The sequence below is a fragment of the Pseudomonas sp. SJZ103 genome (genome assembly GCF_007828335.1).
Lineage (GTDB): Bacteria > Pseudomonadota > Gammaproteobacteria > Pseudomonadales > Pseudomonadaceae > Aquipseudomonas.
Genome location: NZ_VIUN01000016.1, coordinates 1 through 19,890, shown reverse-complemented (window position 1 = coordinate 19,890; position 19,890 = coordinate 1). Strand labels below are relative to the sequence as shown.

Genomic DNA, 19,890 nt, shown 5'->3' with positions numbered 1-19,890 from the left:
CTACTTTGGGTTGTCGGTTTGTGCTGTGTCCGTCACTTTAAAACGCAGCACGCCGATCACCTGACCGTCCTCCGTCAACACCTGGACTTGCCAGCGCCCTACCGCTTCGGGCGGGAAGTTCTGCTTGTGGGTCCAGGCGCGGTAGCCCTCCTTGCGTCCGCCGTGGATGTCCAGGGCGATGCGGTCGACCTCTTTGCCGTTGAATTTCCACACGTGGTAGATGCGCTCATCCAGGCCGCGCGGCGCGTTGATCGCGGTGTAGGCGTAGAGCCCGGTGCCGCGCAGTTGGCTGGCGTTGACTTCCTTGAGGTCGTCGCCGGGCGTGCGGTCCTGCAATTGGGTACTGATCGCCACTTCGGTCATCCACAACGTGGCCGGCGGCACCCAACTGCGCAGGAACCAACCCGCACAGCCAATGGCGGCCGTCACTCCGAGCAACATCGCCCAGCCTTTGAGGCTGCGCAGCGGCAGGCTGACCGCCAGGCTTGGAATCGACAAGGCCATGGCCACGCCGAGGGCGAGTTTGTAACTTTCGGCGGTGGTCAGGTGCAAAATGATCGGCAGCGCAGTAAGCAGTGCGGCGAACAAGGTCAGGGTGTGCAGCGCGAGGAACAACGAGCGCTTGGGCGCCAGCCACTTGTAGTACAGCGGGTCGACGATCGACACCAAAGCGGCCGCGCCGAGCAGGCCGGTGAACACGGATTGGCCGCTGTTCCAGGCCGTGGTGACGAAAAAGAACGGCAATACGAAGAACAGACTCTCCTGATGGATCATCTGGGTCGCGTAGCGCAGCAGGGGTTCGGGGATTTCGCGCTTGAAGACCTTGGTGAACAGCTGGGTAAAGCTGTTTTCCAACATCAGCCACAGCCAGCTCACCAGCATGATCACCGCGATCCAACTGGCCATGCCCTGCTGGCGATCCACCAGGATGAAGCTGCACACACCCGAGACAAAACCGCCGAGTGCAATCACCCCTGGGTAGCGCTTCATCAGTTCGAGGATGCGGGTGATTAAGCGGGTCAGGTTTTGCATTCGGCGGTTCGCAGTCTTTGTAGGAAAAAATCCCAGACAGAATAACGTCTTAGGCCAGGGTTCGGTGCCTCATTACGTGATCCGTTTGCGATAACGGCGCACGCCGATCAACACAATGGCAATCAGCACGAGGACGCCGGCGCCGATCCAGTTGAGCATGTCGTAACTCAGCAGCGGCTTTTCGATGCGCCAGTAACCTGGTTGCTTGAGCAACTCGCGCATGGCCTGGCTGGTCTGCTCCAGGTTCACGGCCTTGATGCGTTTGACCGGGTCGCTGAAGTGGCCGTTGTCATAATCGCCCGAGGCGCTCCAATAATAGTCGGCCAGCGCGCTGTTGCCCTGCACGGCCCAGGCCTGGCGGGCGATGGCGGCCTGTTTGAGGCGCGCGAATACCGTCGGGTCAAGGCCATCCTTGAGCAGTTGAGTCTTGAGATCCTGTAGCACCTGCTCGGCCTCGGGGAGGTTGTCCCGCTCGAGGTCGGCATTCAGGCTGAGGAAGCTAACGCCACCGAGCACTTCGCGCTCGCTCCAGGGGCCGTAGGACAACCCATGCTTGAGGCGCAGTTGGCGGTACAGCGCCCAGTCCAGGTAATCCTTGAGCAGGTCGTAGGTTTCATCATGCTGGTCGTCCAGCACCGGCTCGGGGAACAGCCAGTGCAGTTTGGCACTGTCACCCACCCAGCCGTGGATCAGGTCGCGGTGGCTGGCGGCGGCGTGCTGGATTTGCGGCAGCGCCGGGTGCTCGCTGGGTTCGACCGGGTCCAGTCGGCCGTAGGTGCGTTCCAGATAGGCGGGCAGCAGTTTGTCGAGGTCACCGACGATGATCAAGGTCATGTTGTTGGGGGCGTACCAATTTTTGCGCAGCGTCTGCAGTTGATCGCGGGTCAGGTGATCGACCTGGGCGCGTTCGGCGCATTTGAGCCCCAGCTCAACCGCCAACTGATTGCTGGCGGTGTGGCCCAGGTCCTGGCGGTCAAGCAGGCGTTGCAGGTGGGAGTAATGACCGCCGTCTTCGCGCTCGACCACCTGCTTGGCCGCGTTGATATTGGCGTCGGTCAACTCGGTTCGGGTGATGATCGCCAGCAGCAGGTCCAGCACCTTGCGCTGGTTTTGTGCTGGCGCCTCGATCACAAAAGTGGTGTCGGCGTTGCTGGTGTAGGCGTTCCACTCACCGCCCAGGGCTTGCATGCGGTCTTCCAGCTCGCCTTCGCCGCCACCGTCGATGCCGCTGAACAGCAAGTGTTCGAGCAGGTGCGGCAGTTCCTTGTCTTCGCAGCTGAAATCGTCCAGGCCCACGCCGACCACCAGGCGAATCGCCACATGGCCACGCTCGGTGCCCGGTTTAAGCAACAATTGCAGGCCGTTGGGCAAGGTGTAACCCTCGACCTGCAGGCGGTCAAAGGCGAAGACGTGGGCAGAACCCATGAGCAGGCAAGCGAACAACAGGCGACGCATAACAAGCTTCCTGGCGAGTGAGGTCAGCTTTAACTGACTTCACGGGCCATCGTACGTTCAGGGCGAATGTGTGATGTCGGCAATATCTTCGGCGGAGAGTGCGCCGGTGTCGGACGTTTCCAAGACTACATAAGCACTGCTGCAAAACAACGAGTTCAAGCGCTTCATGTCGGCAATCAGCTCCAAGTGCAGGGAGCTGGTCTCCAGGCTCTGCACGATCTTGCGTTGCAGGCGGCTGACGTGAGCGTGGGCCAGGCGGCGCTCCTGGGCGCGGAAGCGGCGCTTTTCACGCAGCAGTTGGCGGGCGCTTTCCGGGTCGGCACTGAGGAATACCGACAGCCCCAGGCGCAGGTTGGCGATCAACTGGCTGTGCAGGCCGGTGAGTTCTTCCAGGCCCACTTCGGAGAATTGGCGACGCTGCGAGGTTTTCTGCTGCTGGACTTTACGCAGCATGCGTTCGATCAGGTCACCGGCCAGTTTCAGGTTGATCGACAGCTCGATGATTTCCGCCCAGCGCCGACTGTCTTGCTCGCTGAGGTCTTCGCGGGGCATCTGCGCCAGGTAGAGCTTGATCGCGCTGTAGAGTGCCTCAACGTCATCGCTGAGGCTGCGTATTTCCTGGGTAATGGCAGTCTGTTTGCCGCGCAGTACTTCCTGCATGGCGGTGAGCATGTTGTCGATCAGGTCGCCCAGGCGCAGGGTTTCGCGCGCGGCATTGGCCAGCGCCAGGCTCGGCGTGGCCAGGGCTGTGGGGTCCAGGTGGCGCGGTTTGGCCTTGCCGTTGACCTCGTCCCGCTCCGGCAGCAACCCGGCGCACAGCTTGGCCATCGGACCGATGGTGGGCAGCAGGATCAGGCAGCGGCTGACGTTGTAGAGCAGGTGGAAGGTGATGACCATGCCTTGTGCGCTGTAGTCCAGGCCGTCCATCCACAGCACCAGCGGGTCGAGCACCGGGATAATCAGCAGCAGGCCGATCAGTTTGTACAGCAAGCTGCCCAACGCGACCTGGCGACCGGCAGCGTTCTGCATGCTGGTGCTGAGGAAGGCCAGCACGCCGCTGCCGATGTTCGCCCCGATCACCAGGCCGATGGCCACGTGCAAGCCGATCACCCCGGCGCCGGCCAGGGTGGCGGTCAGTAGGACGGCGGCGAGGCTGGAGTAGGAAATCATCGCGAACAACGCGCCGATCAGTGCATCGAGCAAAATATCGCCGGTCAGTGAGGCGAACAGCACCTTCACACCCTGGGCGTGGGTAATCGGCCCGGCGGCTTCGACGATCAATTGCAGCGCGAGGATGATCAGCCCGAGGCCTATTCCGACCCGACCCAACTGCCCTGCCCGCGTCTGTTTGCGCGACAGGAAGAAAATCACCCCGAGAAAGATCAGCAACGGCGACAGCCAGGACAGGTCGAACGTCAGCACCCGTGCCATCAGTGCGGTACCGACGTCGGCCCCGAGCATGGTCGCCAGGGCGGGCACCAACCCCATCAGGCCTTGGCCGACAAAGGACGTCACCAGCATCGCCGTGGCGTTGCTGCTCTGCACCATGGCGGTCACCAGGATACCGGCGACAAATGCCAGCCAGCGCTTGGACATGTTCTGCCCGATGACTTGACGCAGGTTGGAGCCGTAGACTCGCAAGATGCCGGTACGGACGATGTGCGTGCCCCAGATAAGCAGGGTCACGGCGGAAAGCAGATTGAGCAAGGTCAGCATGCTCGGCCCCCCGTGTGGGTGTGCGCCATTTGGCGCAAATGAGAATTGCCGCGTGCCGTTCTACGTCTTGTAGTTAAGCTGTAGTTGGCGAATGGGCTCGGCGCCAGCATCGCATAGCTAAAGTTGGGATTGAAACAAAACTGTCATGAAATCAGCTTTTTATGGATGAAAAAAAGGGGCTTATAAAAGCCCCTTTTTTGTCTGGCTCGGGTTTATTGACCCGGAATGTCCTTGCGCAGTTTCACAGGATCCTGCTGTTTCTTCTTTTTCGCGATCGCGGTACGCATCTTGATATTGACCGCTTCCACCGCCAGCGAGAACGCCATGGCGAAGTAGACGTAGCCTTTTGGCACGTGCACGTCGAAGGATTCGGCGATCAGCACGGTACCCACCACCAGCAGGAATGACAGCGCCAGCATCTTCAGCGACGGGTGCTTGTCGATGAAGTCGCTGATGGTGCCGGCAGCCAGCATCATCACCAATACCGCAACGATGATCGCGGCAACCATGACGGGTACATGGGAGACCATGCCCACGGCGGTGATCACCGAGTCCAGGGAGAACACGATGTCGATGATCGCGATCTGGATGATGGTGTAGATGAACTTGCCACCGGCGCCCTTGGGTTCGTCGTGGGTTTCGTCTTCACCTTCCAGGGCGTGGTACATCTCCTGGGAGCTTTTCCACAGCAGGAACAGGCCACCGAAGAACAGGATCAGGTCGCGACCCGAAATACCCTCGCCGAAGACCACGAACAGGTCGTCGGTCAAGCGCATGACCCAGGTGATCGACAACAGCAGCAGAATACGCGTGACCATGGCCAGGGCCAGGCCGAAGATCCGGGTGCGTGCCTGCATATGCTTGGGCATGCGGCTGACCAGGATCGAAATCATGATGATGTTATCGATGCCCAGGACGATCTCGAGGGCCGTCAGGGTGAAGAAGGCAATCCAGATTTCCGGATTGGTCAGCCATTCCATGTGTATTCCTTTGAGCAAGTGTTAAACCGCGCCAGCAGTGGGGCCGGCGCAGTGGGTTGTACGATTATAGAGTGCTGAACAGCGGAAAAATCCCCATCAGCAATGCGGCGAACATTATGCACAGGCATACCAGTACTGCCCACTTCAGGGTGAAGCGCTGGTGATCGCCAAATTCGATACCGGCCAAGGCCACCAGCAGGTAGGTCGACGGTACCAGGGGGCTGAGCAAGTGCACGGGCTGGCCAACGATGGAAGCGCGGGCCATTTCCACGGCGGTGATGCCGTAGTGGCTGGCGGCTTCAGCCAGTACCGGCAGTACGCCGTAGTAGAACGCATCGTTGGACATGAAGAAAGTGAACGGCATGCTCACCAGCGCGGTGATCACCGCCAGGTAAGGGCCCATGGCTTCCGGAATCACGGCCAGCAGGCTCTTGGACATGGCATCGACCATGCCGGTGCCCGACAGGATGCCGGTGAAGATCCCAGCGGCGAAGATCAGTCCCACCACGGCCAATACGCTGCCGGCGTGGGCGGCGACGCGGTCTTTCTGCTGTTGCAGGCACGGGTAGTTGACGATCATCGCGATACTGAACGCCACCATGAACAGCACCGGCAGCGGCAACAGGCCGGCGATCAGGGTGCACATCAGAGCCAGGGTCAGGGCGCCGTTGAACCAGATCAGCTTCGGACGGCGGGCATCCGGGTATTGCGACACGCTGATCTCGCTGTGGTCGATCTCGTCGACTTGCAGGTGCAGTTCACCCAGGCGCGCACGTTCGCGCTTGCCGTACATGTAGGCAATCACCAGGATCGCGACTACACCGGCGGCCATTGCCGGGATCATCGGTACGAAAATATCCGAGGGGTCCACGTGCAGCGCACTGGCGGCACGGGCGGTCGGGCCACCCCAAGGCGTCATGTTCATCACGCCACCGGCGAGGATGATCAGGCCGGCCATGATCCGCGGGCTCATGCCGATGCGCTGGTACAGCGGCAGCATGGCGGCCACGCAGATCATGTAAGTGGTGGCGCCATCACCGTCGAGGGACACCACCAGGGCCAGCACGGCGGTGCCGACCGATACCTTCAGCGGGTCGCCCTTGACCATCTTGAGGATCTTGCGCACGGCCGGGTCGAACAGGCCGGAGTCGATCATCAGGGCAAAGTAGAGGATGGCGAACATCAGCATCACGCCGGTCGGCGCGAGCTTGGTGATGCCTTCGAGCATCATCGGGCCGATCTTCGGTGCGAAACCGCCGAACAGCGCGAACAGGATAGGCACGATGATCAGGGCGATCAGCGCGGACAGGCGCTTGGTCATGATCAGGAACATGAACGTGATGACCATGGCAAAGCCAAGGAAAGTCAGCATAGGAATACTCCAGGCGTAGCGCGGCTAGGGAATGGCGAACCGGGGTGGGGTCAGCGCAGAACGAAGGGCACGAGGCTTACGTGTGGAGTTGGGGCGAACAGGCGGGTACGGACGGACATCGGGGATCACCATTGTTGTTGTGTACAGCCGGTCTGTTGCCGGCAGTTGGGGGCGATCCTAGACGCGTAAGCTTTCAGCCAGCTTTCGTTGGCAAAACAGTTGGTGGTGGGAAGATGCACGGTCTTCAGACGTACACATTTCAAATGTGGTGGGGCTTGCTCCCGATAGCGGCGTGTCAGTCAGCTTATTTGCTGCGGAGACACCGTAATCCGGGGCAAGCCCCCTCCCACATTGGAATGTGTTTATCTCAGGTACTTCAGGGCAGCTCGAGGCCGCCCGCTGCTTTGTGCAGTTTGCGCAGGTGTTCACCCACCTGCTTGAGGTTGGCTTCACACGCGGCAATCTCGGCGGCGCGGGACGGGTCCAGCAGCGCCCTCACCTCTTTATCCAGCTCACCGGTGAGTGATTGCAACTGCTTCTGGCGCTCGGCGCTTTCCGACTCCAGGCGCTTTGCTTCCGACGGTTGCGGCAGGCCATAGCCACCGCTGCCGAGCAGTTCCGCCGGGCGGCTGAGGAAGCCACTGTTGGCGAGGATCTGCTGCAGTGTGGCGTTGGCTTTTTCCATGCCGCCGTTCTTCAGTTCACGGGCGCCGAGGTAGCGTTGCTTGACTTCGTCTTGGGCCAGCATCAGCTGTTTGCGAAAGCTCGCCTGTTCCAGCAGCAGCAGTGCGGCGCTGGTGCGCAGGTCTGCCTGGTCGAACCACTGGCGGCGCTCTTCGGCGCTGAGGGACAGCCAGTCTTCAACCTGGGTCTGCTTGATCGGCAGGTGTTTGCGCAGAACGTCGAACATGGCCTGGTAGCGTTCGCGGAAGGAGTCGAAGTGATACCCCAGACGCATGGCCTCGCGTTTGTCGTTGAGTACGCTGGTATCCGCCAGGCCACGGGCTTGCAGCACTTCCAGCAGGCCATTAGGCGTGATGTTGTCCAGGCCGGTCAGCTGCGGGTTGGCGCTGCCGCTGCGCAGAAGCTTCAGGCTTTCGACCGCGCAGTTGTTGGAAAGGAAATAATAGTTGCCGTCATAGCTCCAGTGCATTTCAGCAGCGTGCTCGACGGTGTCGTTGATCTCTTGGCGTGACAGTTTCAGGGGCACGGACGCCAGGCCGCGCAGTTCGGTCTTGGTGTATTCGTCGATCACCTGAGCCAATGGCAACACGAACAGCCGTGACGGGTACTTGCCCACCAGGCCATCCCAACTGGACAACTGCACGTCACCGACGAACGCCCGATAGGACAGCACCAGGTGCTGGTCCAAATCGAGCCGGCAGTCCGGCCCACGGGGGCGGCCCGGCGCGCAGATCACCAGGCGCAACATGCTGTGGCCCCAGCGGCTGACCAGGTTCTGGTTGGCTTCGGCCAGCAGGTAGTCGATTTCGTAGACCCGCTCCGGGTCGACGTGGCCCAACGGTGTCTTGGCGAAATCATTGCCGGCGTTGAGGAACGCGTAGGTCTTGGCGCAGGTGTCTTGTTCCGGTGGTGCCCAGCCGAAGTGTTCCTTGTAATAGCGGAACAGCGCGGGGCGTCGGCAGGCATAGCTTGGGTCGAGGAGGAAGTACTCCATATTAACCGCTACGAACTCCAGCGGGCTGGTGGTTTCGTAGATGTCCGGGCTGCGCGCGACCTGACGGTTATGTTGTTCGCGTTCACCGCGACGGCCGACATATTGCGGCCAGCCCGCCAGGTCCAGCAGGCGCGGGTCATCGCTGAGGGTGAAGCGTCGGTCATTCTGGCCACGGCACTGATCAGGCAGGCCGATCAGGCCGGTGATGTTGTTCTGGCGGCTGCAACGCTGTATCAGCGCGCGTTCGTCTTTGGACCACAGGCGTGCGCGGTCATAGATGTGGGTCAATTCATGCAGCACGGTGGCGAGCATTTCCCGGCGCACGGTGCCGTGGGGACGATTGGTTTTCTGGGTGGCGGCGCTGCCGTCGGTCAGGCTGGTCAGGAGGTTGCGGTTGAGGTCCAGTTCGGACACCAGGGAGGCCTGGCCGTAAGCGTTTTGGGGCATCTTGTCGGTCCAGCCGACATCGATGCGACGGTCCAGCTGCTCGATAAAGCGTGGCGGCAATGCGTGCATCGCCTCATCAAGCAATGCCTGGCTGGCCTGCTGTTCGGCCGGGCTCAAGCCTTCTGGCTTGAGCCGCAGTTGCAGGCTGGCCTGGGCTGCGCTGGCACACAGCAGCACAGTCCCGGCCAGGAGCCAGGCGACAAGGCGCCTCACAGAGCGAGGATAGCTTCGGCGAGGGTCTGGTCACTGGCGTCGCGCGCTTCCGGCAGGCGGGTGCGCAGGGTGTCGAAGGCCGCTTCCAACTGTGCGCCACGAATCTCGCCGTTGGTGGCGACGAAACTGGCCGCGTCATCGTGGGCTTCGCGCACGACTTTGGAGTCGCGGATGGAGGTGGTGGTGTCCGAGGTGAAATCAATGGTGCGGCCAGAGGCGCGAACAATGATGTTACTGGTGGCCACCAGGGTTTGTGCCTGGGCAACGTCGGCCAACAACAGCAGGCCAAGGGTGGCGGCGATCAGCGGGCTACGCATGGAATGACTCCGAAATACAAAGATGATTATTGGACGAGAATTGCTTGCGCCAGTTCAAGGTCGCTGGCGTTAAGTTTTGGTTGGGTGCGGCGCAGATAATCCAGCGCGGACTCCAGCCGTGCGCCCCGCCATTGGCCGTCAGTGGCGATAAATGCAGCGGCATCATCCTGGGCAGCCACGACCACTTTCCGGTCGAAAGGCGCGGAAGTCACCTTGCTGGTGGCATACGCACTCGCGACGGTACCTTGGATGGTCAGGTCAAAGGCCGAAGCCAATGGCGACCAACTGGCACACAACAACACAGGGACTATTAGCAGACGGTATGAAAAAGCCATGGGACTCGACAACTGAAAGCGAGCGCCAAGGCTAGCGTAATGCCCGGGAGAGAGCCAGTGCGGCGGCATCAGGGAGCGACGGGCGCTCCCTTTGTCAGCTCCCTCAAATAGCCAGGATGGCTTGGGCCAGTTGTGCGTCAGTCGCGGTGTTCAGTTGCGGTGCTTGTTGGCGGATCTGGGCCAAGGCGCTTTCCAGCTTCACACCACGAATGGCACCTTCGCTGGCGACGAAGCTGGCTGCGTCGTCACGGGCGGCGCGCACGACTTTGTTATCCCGCAGGGACGAAGTGGCATCGGAGGTGGCGTCGGAAGTAGCCTTCAATGCGCCGACGATGGAGTCGGTGGTCACGATGAAGCTGGTCGCGCTGGCGTTGGTGGCCAGGGCCAACAGGGCTGCAGCACTCAGCAGGCGAATAAGGGACATGGGGTGACTCCTGTAGGTGAACGAATAAGGTGGCGCAGGGCAGCCATTGGGGATCAGACGCCTGTTCTAACGGTTCGCCACGTTGTGGCTGGATATTAAGCCGCTGTTTATCCGTTCGGAAAGCTTATTGACTGCCTAGTCTCGCCAGAACGGCTTTGACAGCTCGGCCATTCGGTCTCCCGGGCTGATGCCGACATCGGAGAGTTCTCGAAGATCAAGCTGCGCCAGTTGGCGTCGTTCGTAGGCGTGGCGTACCCATTTGGCCAGCGTGGAAAAGGTCCGGCGTAACAGCCGTTTAGAGAGAGAGGGTTGGGTGTCCATGGTGAGCGCCTTTCATGAGGTCCTGGAACACCATGGTGGGCGAGTTGCTTTGACCGTTACAGATACACCAATGCTTAATTGTACTGCTTAACTGTTATATTTTTTAAACTGTACCTGTCCGGACTAACGGCTTCTGTTTGGCCTGGAAAAAGGCAGGTTCGGAAACAACAAAGCCCGCCTCCGGTTTCCCGGGGCGGGCTTTGTTTTGACAAATCAGTGCTGGCAGTGGACCCGGTGGGTCAGGGCCAGCGGGCGCCAATTAGCGCCAGAACGGCTTGCTCAGCTCTTCGTAGCGTTGAGCTTCGCTGATACCGGCGTCAGCCAGCAGACGCGAATCCAGACGAGCCAGTTGATGGCGGCTGGAGATGCGGCGCTGCCACAGCATCAGGTTGGCGAGAACGCGCAAAGGCAGGGAAGCCTGGGTGTTTACAGCTTTTTCTTCGAAGAACAGTTCGGAACTGAGTGTACGTTCCATGATGACATCCTTCCGCTTGTGGCGGGATTAGGTAGTGGTTTAACTGATGCCAATGATCCTCTTCCGGCGCAAGACTCTCTAGATACAGTTCACCTGTATTGTGAGGGGCCAGTTAACTGTTTAAAGGTGCTGTACTGTACGGAAATGGGGCAACTGTACCTGTCTGCACTTAAATGGTGCGAAATAGGCATTTTACAACGCTGGTGTGGGAATTTTCGGTAGGAAATGACCGGTACAGCAGTACAGTTTTTTCAAGAAGCGAGGGTTGTGCAATCGAGCTGACGAAACTGTGTTTGCATCAGCTCGAATCTGTACCAATCAAGCCTTGAGCATATGCCCGGTTTCTTCCAGGTTAATGTGCCAACTCAGTGCTTCGCGCAGGATGTGTGGGGTGTGTCCGCCGATGGCGCAGGCAGCATTGAAGTAATTGTTCAGCGCATCGCGGTACGCCGGGTGCACACAGTTGTCGATGATCACCCGGGCTCGCTCCCGCGGCGCCAGGCCACGCAAGTCGGCGAGGCCTACTTCGGTGACCAGGATGTCGACGTCATGCTCAGTGTGGTCCACATGGCTGACCATCGGCACCACGCTGGAAATCGCGCCGCCCTTGGCAATCGACTTGGTGACGAAGATCGCCAGGTGCGCGTTGCGCGCGAAGTCGCCGGAACCGCCAATACCGTTCATCATCCGCGTGCCGCAGATGTGGGTGGAGTTGACGTTGCCGTAGATGTCGAATTCCAGCGCGGTGTTGATGCCGATAATGCCCAGGCGACGCACCACTTCAGGGTGATTGGAGATTTCCTGCGGGCGCAGCACCAGCTTGTCTTTGTAGTGCTCCAGGTTGCCGAACACGTCGGCATTGCGCCGCTCCGACAAGGTGATCGAGCTGCCCGAGGCGAAGCTCAGCTTGCCGGCGTCGATCAGGTCGAACGTCGAGTCCTGCAACACTTCCGAATACATGGTCAGGTCTTCGAACGGCGAATCGATCAGGCCGCACATCACTGCGTTGGCAATGTTGCCGATCCCGGCCTGCAGCGGGCCGAGCTTGTTGGTCATGCGCCCGGCGTCCACTTCCTGCTTGAGGAAGTTGATCAGGTGGTTGGCGATGCCCTGGGTGTCGCTGTCGGGTGGCGTCACGGTGGAGGCTGAGTCGGCCTGATTGGTGATCACGATGGCGACGATCTTCTCCGGCGGGATCGGAATCGCAGTGCTGCCGATACGGTCGTCGACCTTTACCAGCGGGATCGGCGTCCGGGTTGGCCGGTACGTCGGGATATAGATGTCGTGCAGCCCTTCCAGGTTCGGGTTGTGCGCCAGGTTGATCTCGACGATCACTTGCTTGGCGAAAATCGCGAAACTGGCCGAGTTGCCCACGGACGTGGTGGGCACGATGTGCCCTTGTTCAGTGATCGCGACCGCTTCAATCACCGCGATGTCTGGCAGCTTGAGCTGGTTGTTGCGCAGTTGCTCGACGGTTTCCGACAGGTGCTGATCGATAAACATCACTTCGCCGGCGTTGATTGCCTTGCGCAAGGTGCTATCGACCTGGAACGGCATGCGTCGGGACAGCACGCCGGCTTCGGTCAGTTGCTTGTCCAGGTCGTTACCCAGGCTGGCACCGGTCATCAGGGTGATTTTCAGCGGGGACGTCTTGGCGCGCTCGGCCAGGGCGTGGGGGACGGCCTTGGCTTCACCGGCTCGGGTGAAGCCGCTCATGCCGACGGTCATGCCGTCCTCGATCAGTGCGGCGGCGTCTGCCGCGCTCATGACCTTGTTCAACAACGAAGGCAAGCGGATACGATCACGGTACATGAATTGTTATCTCAGGCTACGGAAGCAAGGTGGGCAGTGTAGTGATTTCAAAAAATTTCGGCCCGCTACCATGGTCGAATGCGGGGCAGCGATTTAGAGCCTTTGGTCGGGTTTCATGGGGTAATAAAAAACCCCAGCCTACAGGAGGCCGGGGTTTGGAGTATTGCGCTGAAGCAGTGTTACTCGACGGCCTTGACCATGTCTTCAATGACCTTCTTCGCGTCACCAAAGACCATCATGGTCTTGTCCAGGTAGAACAGTTCGTTATCCAGCCCGGCATAACCACTGGCCATTGAGCGCTTGTTGACGATGATGGTCTTGGCCTTGAACGCTTCCAGGATCGGCATGCCGGCAATCGGCGAGTTGGGGTCGTTCTTCGCGGCCGGGTTGACCACGTCGTTCGCGCCCAGCACCAGTACCACGTCGGCCTGGCCGAATTCGGAGTTGATGTCCTCCATCTCGAACACCTGGTCGTAAGGCACTTCCGCCTCGGCGAGTAGGACGTTCATATGCCCAGGCATACGGCCGGCCACTGGGTGGATCGCGTATTTCACGGTCACGCCACGGTGGGTCAGCTTTTCGGTCAGTTCCTTCAGCGCATGCTGTGCCCGTGCCACTGCCAAGCCATAGCCTGGAACGATGATCACGGTGTCGGCGTTGGTCAGCAGGAAGGTGGCGTCGTCGGCCGAACCGGACTTCACTGGGCGTGCTTCTTTAGAACCCGCTGCAGCACCGGCATCCGGCGCATTGCCGAAACCGCCGAGCAGTACATTAAAGAAGGAACGGTTCATCGCCTTGCACATGATGTACGACAGGATCGCGCCGCTGGAGCCCACCAGGGAGCCGGCGATGATCAGCATCGAGTTGTTCAGCGAGAAGCCGATCCCTGCCGCTGCCCAGCCGGAGTAGCTGTTGAGCATCGAAACGACGACCGGCATATCGGCGCCGCCAATCGGGATGATGATCAGCACGCCCAGCACGAACGCCAGGGCCAGCATCAGCGCGAAGGCGCTGAGGTTGCCGGTGAACATGAAGGCCAGGCCCAGGCCCAGCGTCAGCAGGCCGAGCACCAGATTCAGCTTGTGCTGGCCGCCGAACTGTACCGGTGCGCCTTGGAACAGGCGGAACTTGTACTTGCCTGACAGCTTGCCGAACGCGATCACCGAACCGGAGAAGGTAATCGCACCAATGGCTGCGCCGAGGAACAGCTCCAGGCGGTTGCCCGCCGGGATCGCGTCGCCCAGGTGTTTGACGATGCCGAGGGACTGCGGCTCGACCACGGCGGCAATGGCGATAAACACCGCGGCCAGGCCGATCATGCTGTGCATGAATGCCACAAGCTCCGGCATCTTGGTCATTTCTACGCGCTTGGCCATGACCGAACCGGCGGTGCCGCCAACCAGCAGGCCAACGATCACATAGCCGATGCCGGCAGTGGCCAGTTCAGCGCCGAGCTTATAGATGAGGCCCACCGTAGTGAGTACCGCCAGCGCCATGCCGAGCATGCCGAACAGGTTGCCGCGCCGCGACGTGGTTGGGTGTGACAGGCCTTTAAGGGCCTGGATAAAGCAGATCGACGCGATCAGGTAGAGCGTCGTCACGAGATTCATGCTCATTACTTCGGCGCCTCTTCTTTTGCTTTCGGGGCTTTCTTCTTGAACATCTCAAGCATTCGGCGCGTTACCAGGAAGCCGCCGAACACGTTGACCGCCGCCAGGGCCACGGCCAGGGTACCCATGGTCTTACCCAGTGGAGTAACAGTCAGTGCTGCGGCGAGCATTGCGCCGACAATCACAATCGCCGAAATGGCGTTGGTCACTGCCATCAACGGTGTGTGCAGTGCGGGCGTGACGTTCCAGACCACGTGGTAACCGACATAAATCGCCAGCACAAAGATGATCAGGTTGTAGATACCGGGGGAGATAAGCTCTTCCATCGTCTGAATCCCTGCTTAGGCGTTTTTGCGGATGACTTGGCCGTCGCGGCACATGAGGCACGCGGCGACGATGTCGTCTTCGAGGTTGATTTCAAACTGCCCTTCCTTGTTGAAGACCAGCTTCAGGAAGTCCAGCAGGTTGCGCGCATACAAGGCCGAGGCATCGGCGGCGACTGCACCGGCAAGGTTGGTCGGGCCGCAGATGATCACGCCGTTCTCCACCACCACCTGGTCGGCGACGGTCAGCGGGCAGTTGCCACCCTGAGCGGCCGCGAGGTCGATGACCACCGAGCCGGGCTTCATCTGCGCGACGGTATCGGCGCTGAGCAAGGTCGGTGCCTTGCGGCCGGGGATCAGGGCGGTGGTGATGACAATGTCGGCCTGCTTCGCACGTTCGTGCACGGCCAGGGCCTGGCGCTGCATCCAGCTGGTGGGCATCGGACGCGCGTAACCGCCGACGCCGACGGCGCATTCACGTTCTTCGTCGGTTTCGTAGGGCACGTCGACGAACTTGGCGCCAAGGGATTCAATTTGCTCTTTTACGGCTGGACGCACATCAGATGCTTCGATCACTGCACCCAAGCGTTTCGCCGTGGCGATTGCCTGCAAGCCCGCGACGCCGGCGCCGAGGATCAGCACACGTGCGGCCTTCACCGTGCCGGCGGCGGTCATCAGCATCGGCATGAAGCGCGGATAATGGTGGGCGGCGAGCAGCACGGCTTTATAGCCGGCAATGTTGGCCTGGGAAGACAGCACGTCGAGGCTCTGGGCCCGCGAGGTGCGTGGCGCAGCTTCCAGCGCAAAGGCGGTGATGCCCTGCTCGGCCAGCTTGGCAATGGTTTCATTGCTGAACGGATTGAGCATGCCCACCAACACGGTGCCGCTTTTGATCAGCGCCAGCTCGCTGTCGCTCGGGGCGACCACCTTGAGAATCAGCTCGGCGCCTAACGCATCGCCGGCGCTGCCAATGGTCGCGCCTGCCGCCTCATAGGCACTGTCGACGATGCTGGCATTGATGCCTGCGCCGCTTTGAACAGTGACCTTATGGCCCTGGCCGATCAGCTTCTTGATGGTTTCCGGGGTGGCAGCCACCCGCGTTTCACCGGTCTGGGTTTCGAGAGGAACACCAATGTGCACGTCAAATCTCCTGCATGATCTTTTTGCTTTTGATCTTTTTGTAAAAAGGCCAGTGCACCGTGAGTGGCGCAGCTGGGGCGGCCGATCAGCACGATCCCGCTGAAATGACAGCGGGGCGCGGCATTTTGCAGGCGAACTTTACGGCCTTCAAGGGATTATGACGGGTGACGAAAAATTAACTACAAGTCACCCTGTGACTGATTGTCGCAATAGTTTGAAATAACCTCTTTAAATACAGATGTTTAAAAGGCTACAGCTGATTCGTATGTGTTTTTCCATCGTTGGTGTGAATAGTCGGGAATTGACCGATAGGAGTCGCTACAAGCCATGAAAATCATGGCCTTAGGCCTTTTTTCAGATTGACAGGTACAGTCTGTTTAAATGCGACATATACGTACATCTGTAGGCTTTAAATTTAGCTGACTACAAAGTCAGTATGTGGGGTTTGTCCTTTAAATGCTGGGGCTGTAGCGCTGCGATTGGTCGATCAACCAGTCTCTGAACGCGTGCAGTGAGGCTGATTCGACTTTTCTGTCAGGAATCATCAGGTAATAAGCCTTTGAGCTGGGCAGCGCCTCTGGGCTTGCGATCACCAGTCGATGTTCGTCCAGTTCTCGCTGGATAAGGAACGGCGGGATCAGCGCAATACCCATGTCGTGCATGGCGGCTTGAGACAACATCGAGAATAGCTCGTAACGTGGGCCTGTCATGTCGCGGGGCACGTTCAGTTGTTGGGCGTTGAACCATTGGCGCCAGGCGTAAGGGCGGGTGGTCTGCTGCAGCAATGGCAGTTCTGCAATCTTCTGGGGGGTGAATCGCTCAAGTTCGCCCAATAGTCGCGGGCTGCACACGGGGACAGGATTTTCTCCCATAAGCCTGTGGGATTCGGTCCCGGACCAATCTGCGTCGCCGAAGTAAATTGCCGCGTCGAATTCCGTATCCGCAAACAGAAAAGGGCGTGTGCGGTTAGTCAGGTTTACCGTCACCTCCGGATGCTGTAGTTGAAAGTCCTTGAGGCGAGGGATCAACCATTGCGTACCAAAAGTGGGAACTACGGCCAGCTCAATGGTATTTGCGCCCTGCTGCCCCATGACGGACAGGGTGTCGCGCTCCACGGCGTCCAGCTGGGTGGCGACGCGGCGGCTGTACGAAAGCCCCGCCTCCGTCAGCTTTACGCCGCGCCGTGAGCGCCGAAACAGCTCGACACTTAAAAATTCCTCCAGGCTGGCGATCTGTCGGCAAATGGCGCCTTGGGTGATGGAAAGCTCATGCGCCGCTTTGGTAAAGCTCTCGTGGCGGGCTGCCGCTTCAAAACTGACAAGAGCGGTGGTGCTGGGGATTTTTCTGCGCATGTACCTTGTCCTCACATAAAAAGTGCTGATGTGCCATTTTCTTGTGTTACGAAGTGAGAAATTAGCACAAGCCTATGCAAAAACCTCGTTTGCTCTCCCCGCCTGGCGGGCCTAGGCTCCATCCACGACTTCTGATTTTTCTTTGCGAGGACTTATTCATGGCTGGCAAGGCAAGCTTCAACTGGATCGATCCGCTGCTGCTGGATCAACAGCTCACCGAAGAGGAGCGCATGGTGCGCGACAGCGCCGAGCAATTCGCCCAGGACAAGCTGGCGCCGCGTGTGCTCGAAGCCTTTCGTCATGAAAAGACCGACCCGGCGATTTTTCGCGAAATGGGTGAGACCGGTTTGCTGGGGGCAATGATTCCTGAGCAGTACGGCGGCAGTGGTTTGAGCTACGTGAGCTACGGCTTGATTGCACGTGAGGTTGAGCGCGTTGACTCCGGTTATCGCTCGATGATGAGTGTGCAGTCGTCACTGGTGATGGTGCCTATCAATGAGTTCGGTACCGAAGCGCAAAAGCAGAAGTACTTGCCGAAATTGGCCTCGGGTGAATGGATTGGCTGTTTTGGTTTGACCGAGCCTGACCACGGTTCCGATCCCGGCGCGATGATCACTCGTGCACGCAAAGTGGATGGCGGCTACAGTCTGACGGGCGCAAAAATGTGGATAACCAATAGCCCGATTGCTGACGTGTTTGTGGTGTGGGCCAAGGACGACGCTGGCGATATTCGTGGGTTTGTCCTGGAGAAAGGCTGGAAAGGCCTGAGTGCGCCGGCGATTCACGGCAAGGTCGGCCTGCGCGCCTCCATCACCGGGGAGATCGTGATGGATAACGTGTTTGTGCCGGAAGAGAACATTTTTCCGGATGTGCGCGGCTTGAAGGGCCCTTTCACCTGCCTTAACTCGGCGCGCTATGGCATCTCCTGGGGGGCTTTGGGTGCTGCCGAGTTCTGTTGGCACACCGCACGCCAGTACACCCTGGATCGCCATCAGTTCGGCCGTCCATTGGCAGCAACTCAATTGATCCAGAAGAAGCTGGCCGATATGCAGACCGAGATCACGCTGGCGCTGCAGGGCTGCCTGCGTCTGGGGCGTATGAAAGACGAGGGAACGGCGGCGGTTGAGATCACATCGATCATGAAGCGCAACTCCTGCGGCAAGTCCTTGGACATTGCGCGTATGGCGCGGGACATGTTGGGTGGCAACGGTATCTCCGATGAGTTCGGGGTGGCACGTCATTTGGTGAACCTGGAGGTGGTTAACACTTATGAGGGGACTCATGACGTGCACGCCTTGATTCTGGGGCGCGCGCAAACCGGTCTTCAGGCGTTCTATTAATAGGAGAACGGCATGGGCGCGCTTTCGCATCTGCGGGTATTGGATTTATCGCGAGTGTTGGCAGGCCCCTGGTCCGGGCAGATCCTTGCGGACCTTGGGGCTGAGGTGATCAAGGTCGAGCGACCTGGTAGCGGTGACGACACACGCGCCTGGGGCCCCCCCTTCCTTAAGGACGCTGATGGCGAGAACACGAGTGAGGCGGCGTACTACTTGTCTGCTAATCGCAACAAAGAGTCGGTGACTATCGACTTTACGCGCCCGGAGGGACAGCAACTGGTGCGAGATCTGGCGGCCAAGTCCGACATCTTGATCGAGAACTTCAAGGTGGGCGGCCTGGCGGCGTATGGGTTGGACTACGAGTCGCTCAAGAAGGTGAATCCGGAGTTGATCTACTGCTCGATCACTGGCTTCGGTCAGACGGGCCCGTATGCCGCTCGCGCGGGGTATGACTTCATGATCCAGGGGTTGGGTGGGCTGATGAGTCTTACCGGCCGGCCGGAAGGTGATGAGGGGGCCGGGCCGGTGAAGGTGGGGGTGGCGTTGACTGACATTCTCACTGGGCTCTACTCGACGGTGGCGATCCTTGCTGCACTGGCGCATCGGGATCATGACGGTGGTGGGCAGCATATCGATATGGCGTTGCTTGATGTGCAGGTGGCCTGCCTGGCGAACCAGGCGATGAACTACCTGACGACGGGGGTGGCGCCAAAGCGACTGGGTAATGCTCATCCGAATATCGTGCCTTATCAGGATTTCCCTACGGCCGATGGCGATTTCATCCTGACGGTGGGTAATGACGGGCAATTTCGTAAGTTCGCCGAAGTGGCTGGACAGCCGCAGTGGGCGTATGACCCGCGGTTCTCTACTAATAAGGTGCGGGTAGCCAACCGCGCTGAGCTGATTCCATTGATACGCCAGGCTACAGTCTTCAAGACAACGGCTGAGTGGGTGTCACAGCTGGGGCGGGTTGGTGTGCCTTGTGGGCCGATCAATGACGTGGCCCAGGTGTTTGCCGATCCTCAGGTGAAGGCGCGGGGGCTGGCGATACAGTTGCCGCATGCGTTGGCAGGGATGGTGCCGCTGGTGGCCAGTCCGATGCGGTTATCCAAGACGCCTGTGGAGTACCGTACTGCGCCTCCTTTGTTGGGGCAGCACACGGCTCAGGTGCTGCAGGATGTGTTGGGGTTGGGCTCGGCGAGTGTGAAGGCTTTAAAAGAAGCGGGAGTTATCTAGCGGTGCTCCTATATATAGAGGGCGTTTTTGGTGGTTTTTTAATCAATTTCGGTAAGTTGATAGGAAAACCAAATTAAGTGTTGACGGCAGATTCTGGAAGTCTATAATTCGCCCCACTTCCGGCGCAGTCGAAACTTAAAACTCCTTGGTAAACAAAGAGTTATGCAGGATTAGACGGCGAATTGCTTCAGTTCATCGAAGCCCAGAAGGCGTTGATAGAGTCGTGCTGTTTGGCGCTATTAACGATTCGATCTTCTCGGTCGAAAGCGGAGAAAAAGAGGTGTTGACAGCAGCGTGTAACGCTGTAGAATTCGC

18 protein-coding genes are annotated in these 19,890 nt (G+C 59.5%); 2 read left to right on the top strand and 16 right to left on the bottom strand.

The window, feature by feature from the left end:
- The 16 genes from FBY10_RS26320 to FBY10_RS26245 form a co-directional block, all read right to left on the bottom strand.
- On the bottom strand, positions 1-1,032 hold the full coding sequence (locus tag FBY10_RS26320) for a DUF5924 family protein (protein ID WP_131699561.1): 1,032 nt from the start codon (positions 1,030-1,032) through the stop codon (positions 1-3).
- A 72-nt stretch (positions 1,033-1,104) separates the two neighbouring features.
- On the bottom strand, positions 1,105-2,487 hold the full coding sequence (locus FBY10_RS26315) for a pitrilysin family protein (protein WP_145338336.1): 1,383 nt from the start codon (positions 2,485-2,487) through the stop codon (positions 1,105-1,107).
- Positions 2,488-2,544: 57 nt separating this feature from the next.
- Positions 2,545-4,203, bottom strand: coding sequence for a Na/Pi cotransporter family protein (locus tag FBY10_RS26310; protein ID WP_145338335.1), 1,659 nt, complete (start codon positions 4,201-4,203; stop codon positions 2,545-2,547).
- Between the two features lie 212 nt (positions 4,204-4,415).
- Positions 4,416-5,183 (bottom strand): TerC family protein, encoded by a 768-nt coding sequence (locus FBY10_RS26305; RefSeq protein WP_131699558.1) that lies wholly within the window; start codon positions 5,181-5,183, stop codon positions 4,416-4,418.
- 64 nt (positions 5,184-5,247) lie between these two features.
- Complete coding sequence (locus FBY10_RS26300) at positions 5,248-6,555, bottom strand: CitMHS family transporter (protein WP_053127258.1); 1,308 nt, start codon at positions 6,553-6,555, stop codon at positions 5,248-5,250.
- A gap of 376 nt (positions 6,556-6,931) precedes the next feature.
- Positions 6,932-8,893: a DUF4105 domain-containing protein gene (locus FBY10_RS26295; RefSeq protein ID WP_145338334.1), complete on the bottom strand. Its 1,962-nt coding sequence runs from the start codon at positions 8,891-8,893 to the stop codon at positions 6,932-6,934.
- Positions 8,890-9,210: a DUF2388 domain-containing protein gene (locus FBY10_RS26290; RefSeq protein ID WP_131699555.1), complete on the bottom strand. Its 321-nt coding sequence runs from the start codon at positions 9,208-9,210 to the stop codon at positions 8,890-8,892. The genes FBY10_RS26295 and FBY10_RS26290 overlap by 4 nt, the downstream gene beginning before the upstream one ends.
- A gap of 26 nt (positions 9,211-9,236) precedes the next feature.
- On the bottom strand, positions 9,237-9,545 hold the full coding sequence (locus tag FBY10_RS26285) for a DUF2388 domain-containing protein (protein WP_131699554.1): 309 nt from the start codon (positions 9,543-9,545) through the stop codon (positions 9,237-9,239).
- A gap of 103 nt (positions 9,546-9,648) precedes the next feature.
- Positions 9,649-9,969, bottom strand: coding sequence for a DUF2388 domain-containing protein (locus FBY10_RS26280; protein ID WP_131699553.1), 321 nt, complete (start codon positions 9,967-9,969; stop codon positions 9,649-9,651).
- Positions 9,970-10,104: 135 nt separating this feature from the next.
- Positions 10,105-10,290, bottom strand: coding sequence for a DUF1127 domain-containing protein (locus FBY10_RS26275; protein WP_131699552.1), 186 nt, complete (start codon positions 10,288-10,290; stop codon positions 10,105-10,107).
- Positions 10,291-10,549: 259 nt separating this feature from the next.
- On the bottom strand, positions 10,550-10,765 hold the full coding sequence (locus FBY10_RS26270; protein ID WP_003187413.1) for a DUF1127 domain-containing protein: 216 nt from the start codon (positions 10,763-10,765) through the stop codon (positions 10,550-10,552).
- A 318-nt stretch (positions 10,766-11,083) separates the two neighbouring features.
- The gene (locus tag FBY10_RS26265; protein ID WP_145338333.1) at positions 11,084-12,577 is read right to left on the bottom strand and encodes an acetyl-CoA hydrolase/transferase family protein; all 1,494 of its coding nucleotides are present in this window, start codon (positions 12,575-12,577) and stop codon (positions 11,084-11,086) included.
- A gap of 179 nt (positions 12,578-12,756) precedes the next feature.
- Positions 12,757-14,193: an NAD(P)(+) transhydrogenase (Re/Si-specific) subunit beta gene (locus tag FBY10_RS26260; protein ID WP_145338332.1), complete on the bottom strand. Its 1,437-nt coding sequence runs from the start codon at positions 14,191-14,193 to the stop codon at positions 12,757-12,759.
- Positions 14,193-14,513 carry an NAD(P) transhydrogenase subunit alpha gene (locus FBY10_RS26255; protein WP_003220416.1) on the bottom strand — a complete coding sequence of 107 codons (321 nt, stop codon included), beginning with the start codon at positions 14,511-14,513 and terminating at the stop codon, positions 14,193-14,195. The genes FBY10_RS26260 and FBY10_RS26255 overlap by 1 nt, the downstream gene beginning before the upstream one ends.
- Positions 14,514-14,528: 15 nt before the next feature.
- The gene (locus tag FBY10_RS26250) at positions 14,529-15,650 is read right to left on the bottom strand and encodes a Re/Si-specific NAD(P)(+) transhydrogenase subunit alpha (RefSeq protein WP_131699549.1); all 1,122 of its coding nucleotides are present in this window, start codon (positions 15,648-15,650) and stop codon (positions 14,529-14,531) included.
- A 452-nt stretch (positions 15,651-16,102) separates the two neighbouring features.
- Positions 16,103-17,002 carry a LysR family transcriptional regulator gene (locus FBY10_RS26245; RefSeq protein ID WP_178116799.1) on the bottom strand — a complete coding sequence of 300 codons (900 nt, stop codon included), beginning with the start codon at positions 17,000-17,002 and terminating at the stop codon, positions 16,103-16,105.
- A gap of 158 nt (positions 17,003-17,160) precedes the next feature.
- On the opposite strand from FBY10_RS26245, the gene FBY10_RS26240 reads away from it, so the two are divergent.
- Together FBY10_RS26240 and FBY10_RS26235 are read left to right on the top strand one after the other, a co-directional pair.
- On the top strand, positions 17,161-18,342 hold the full coding sequence (locus FBY10_RS26240) for an acyl-CoA dehydrogenase (RefSeq protein WP_131699547.1): 1,182 nt from the start codon (positions 17,161-17,163) through the stop codon (positions 18,340-18,342).
- A 12-nt stretch (positions 18,343-18,354) separates the two neighbouring features.
- A complete protein-coding gene (locus FBY10_RS26235; RefSeq protein WP_145338330.1) occupies positions 18,355-19,575 on the top strand; it encodes a CaiB/BaiF CoA-transferase family protein in 1,221 nt (406 codons plus the stop codon).
- Positions 19,576-19,890: the final 315 nt, after the last annotated feature.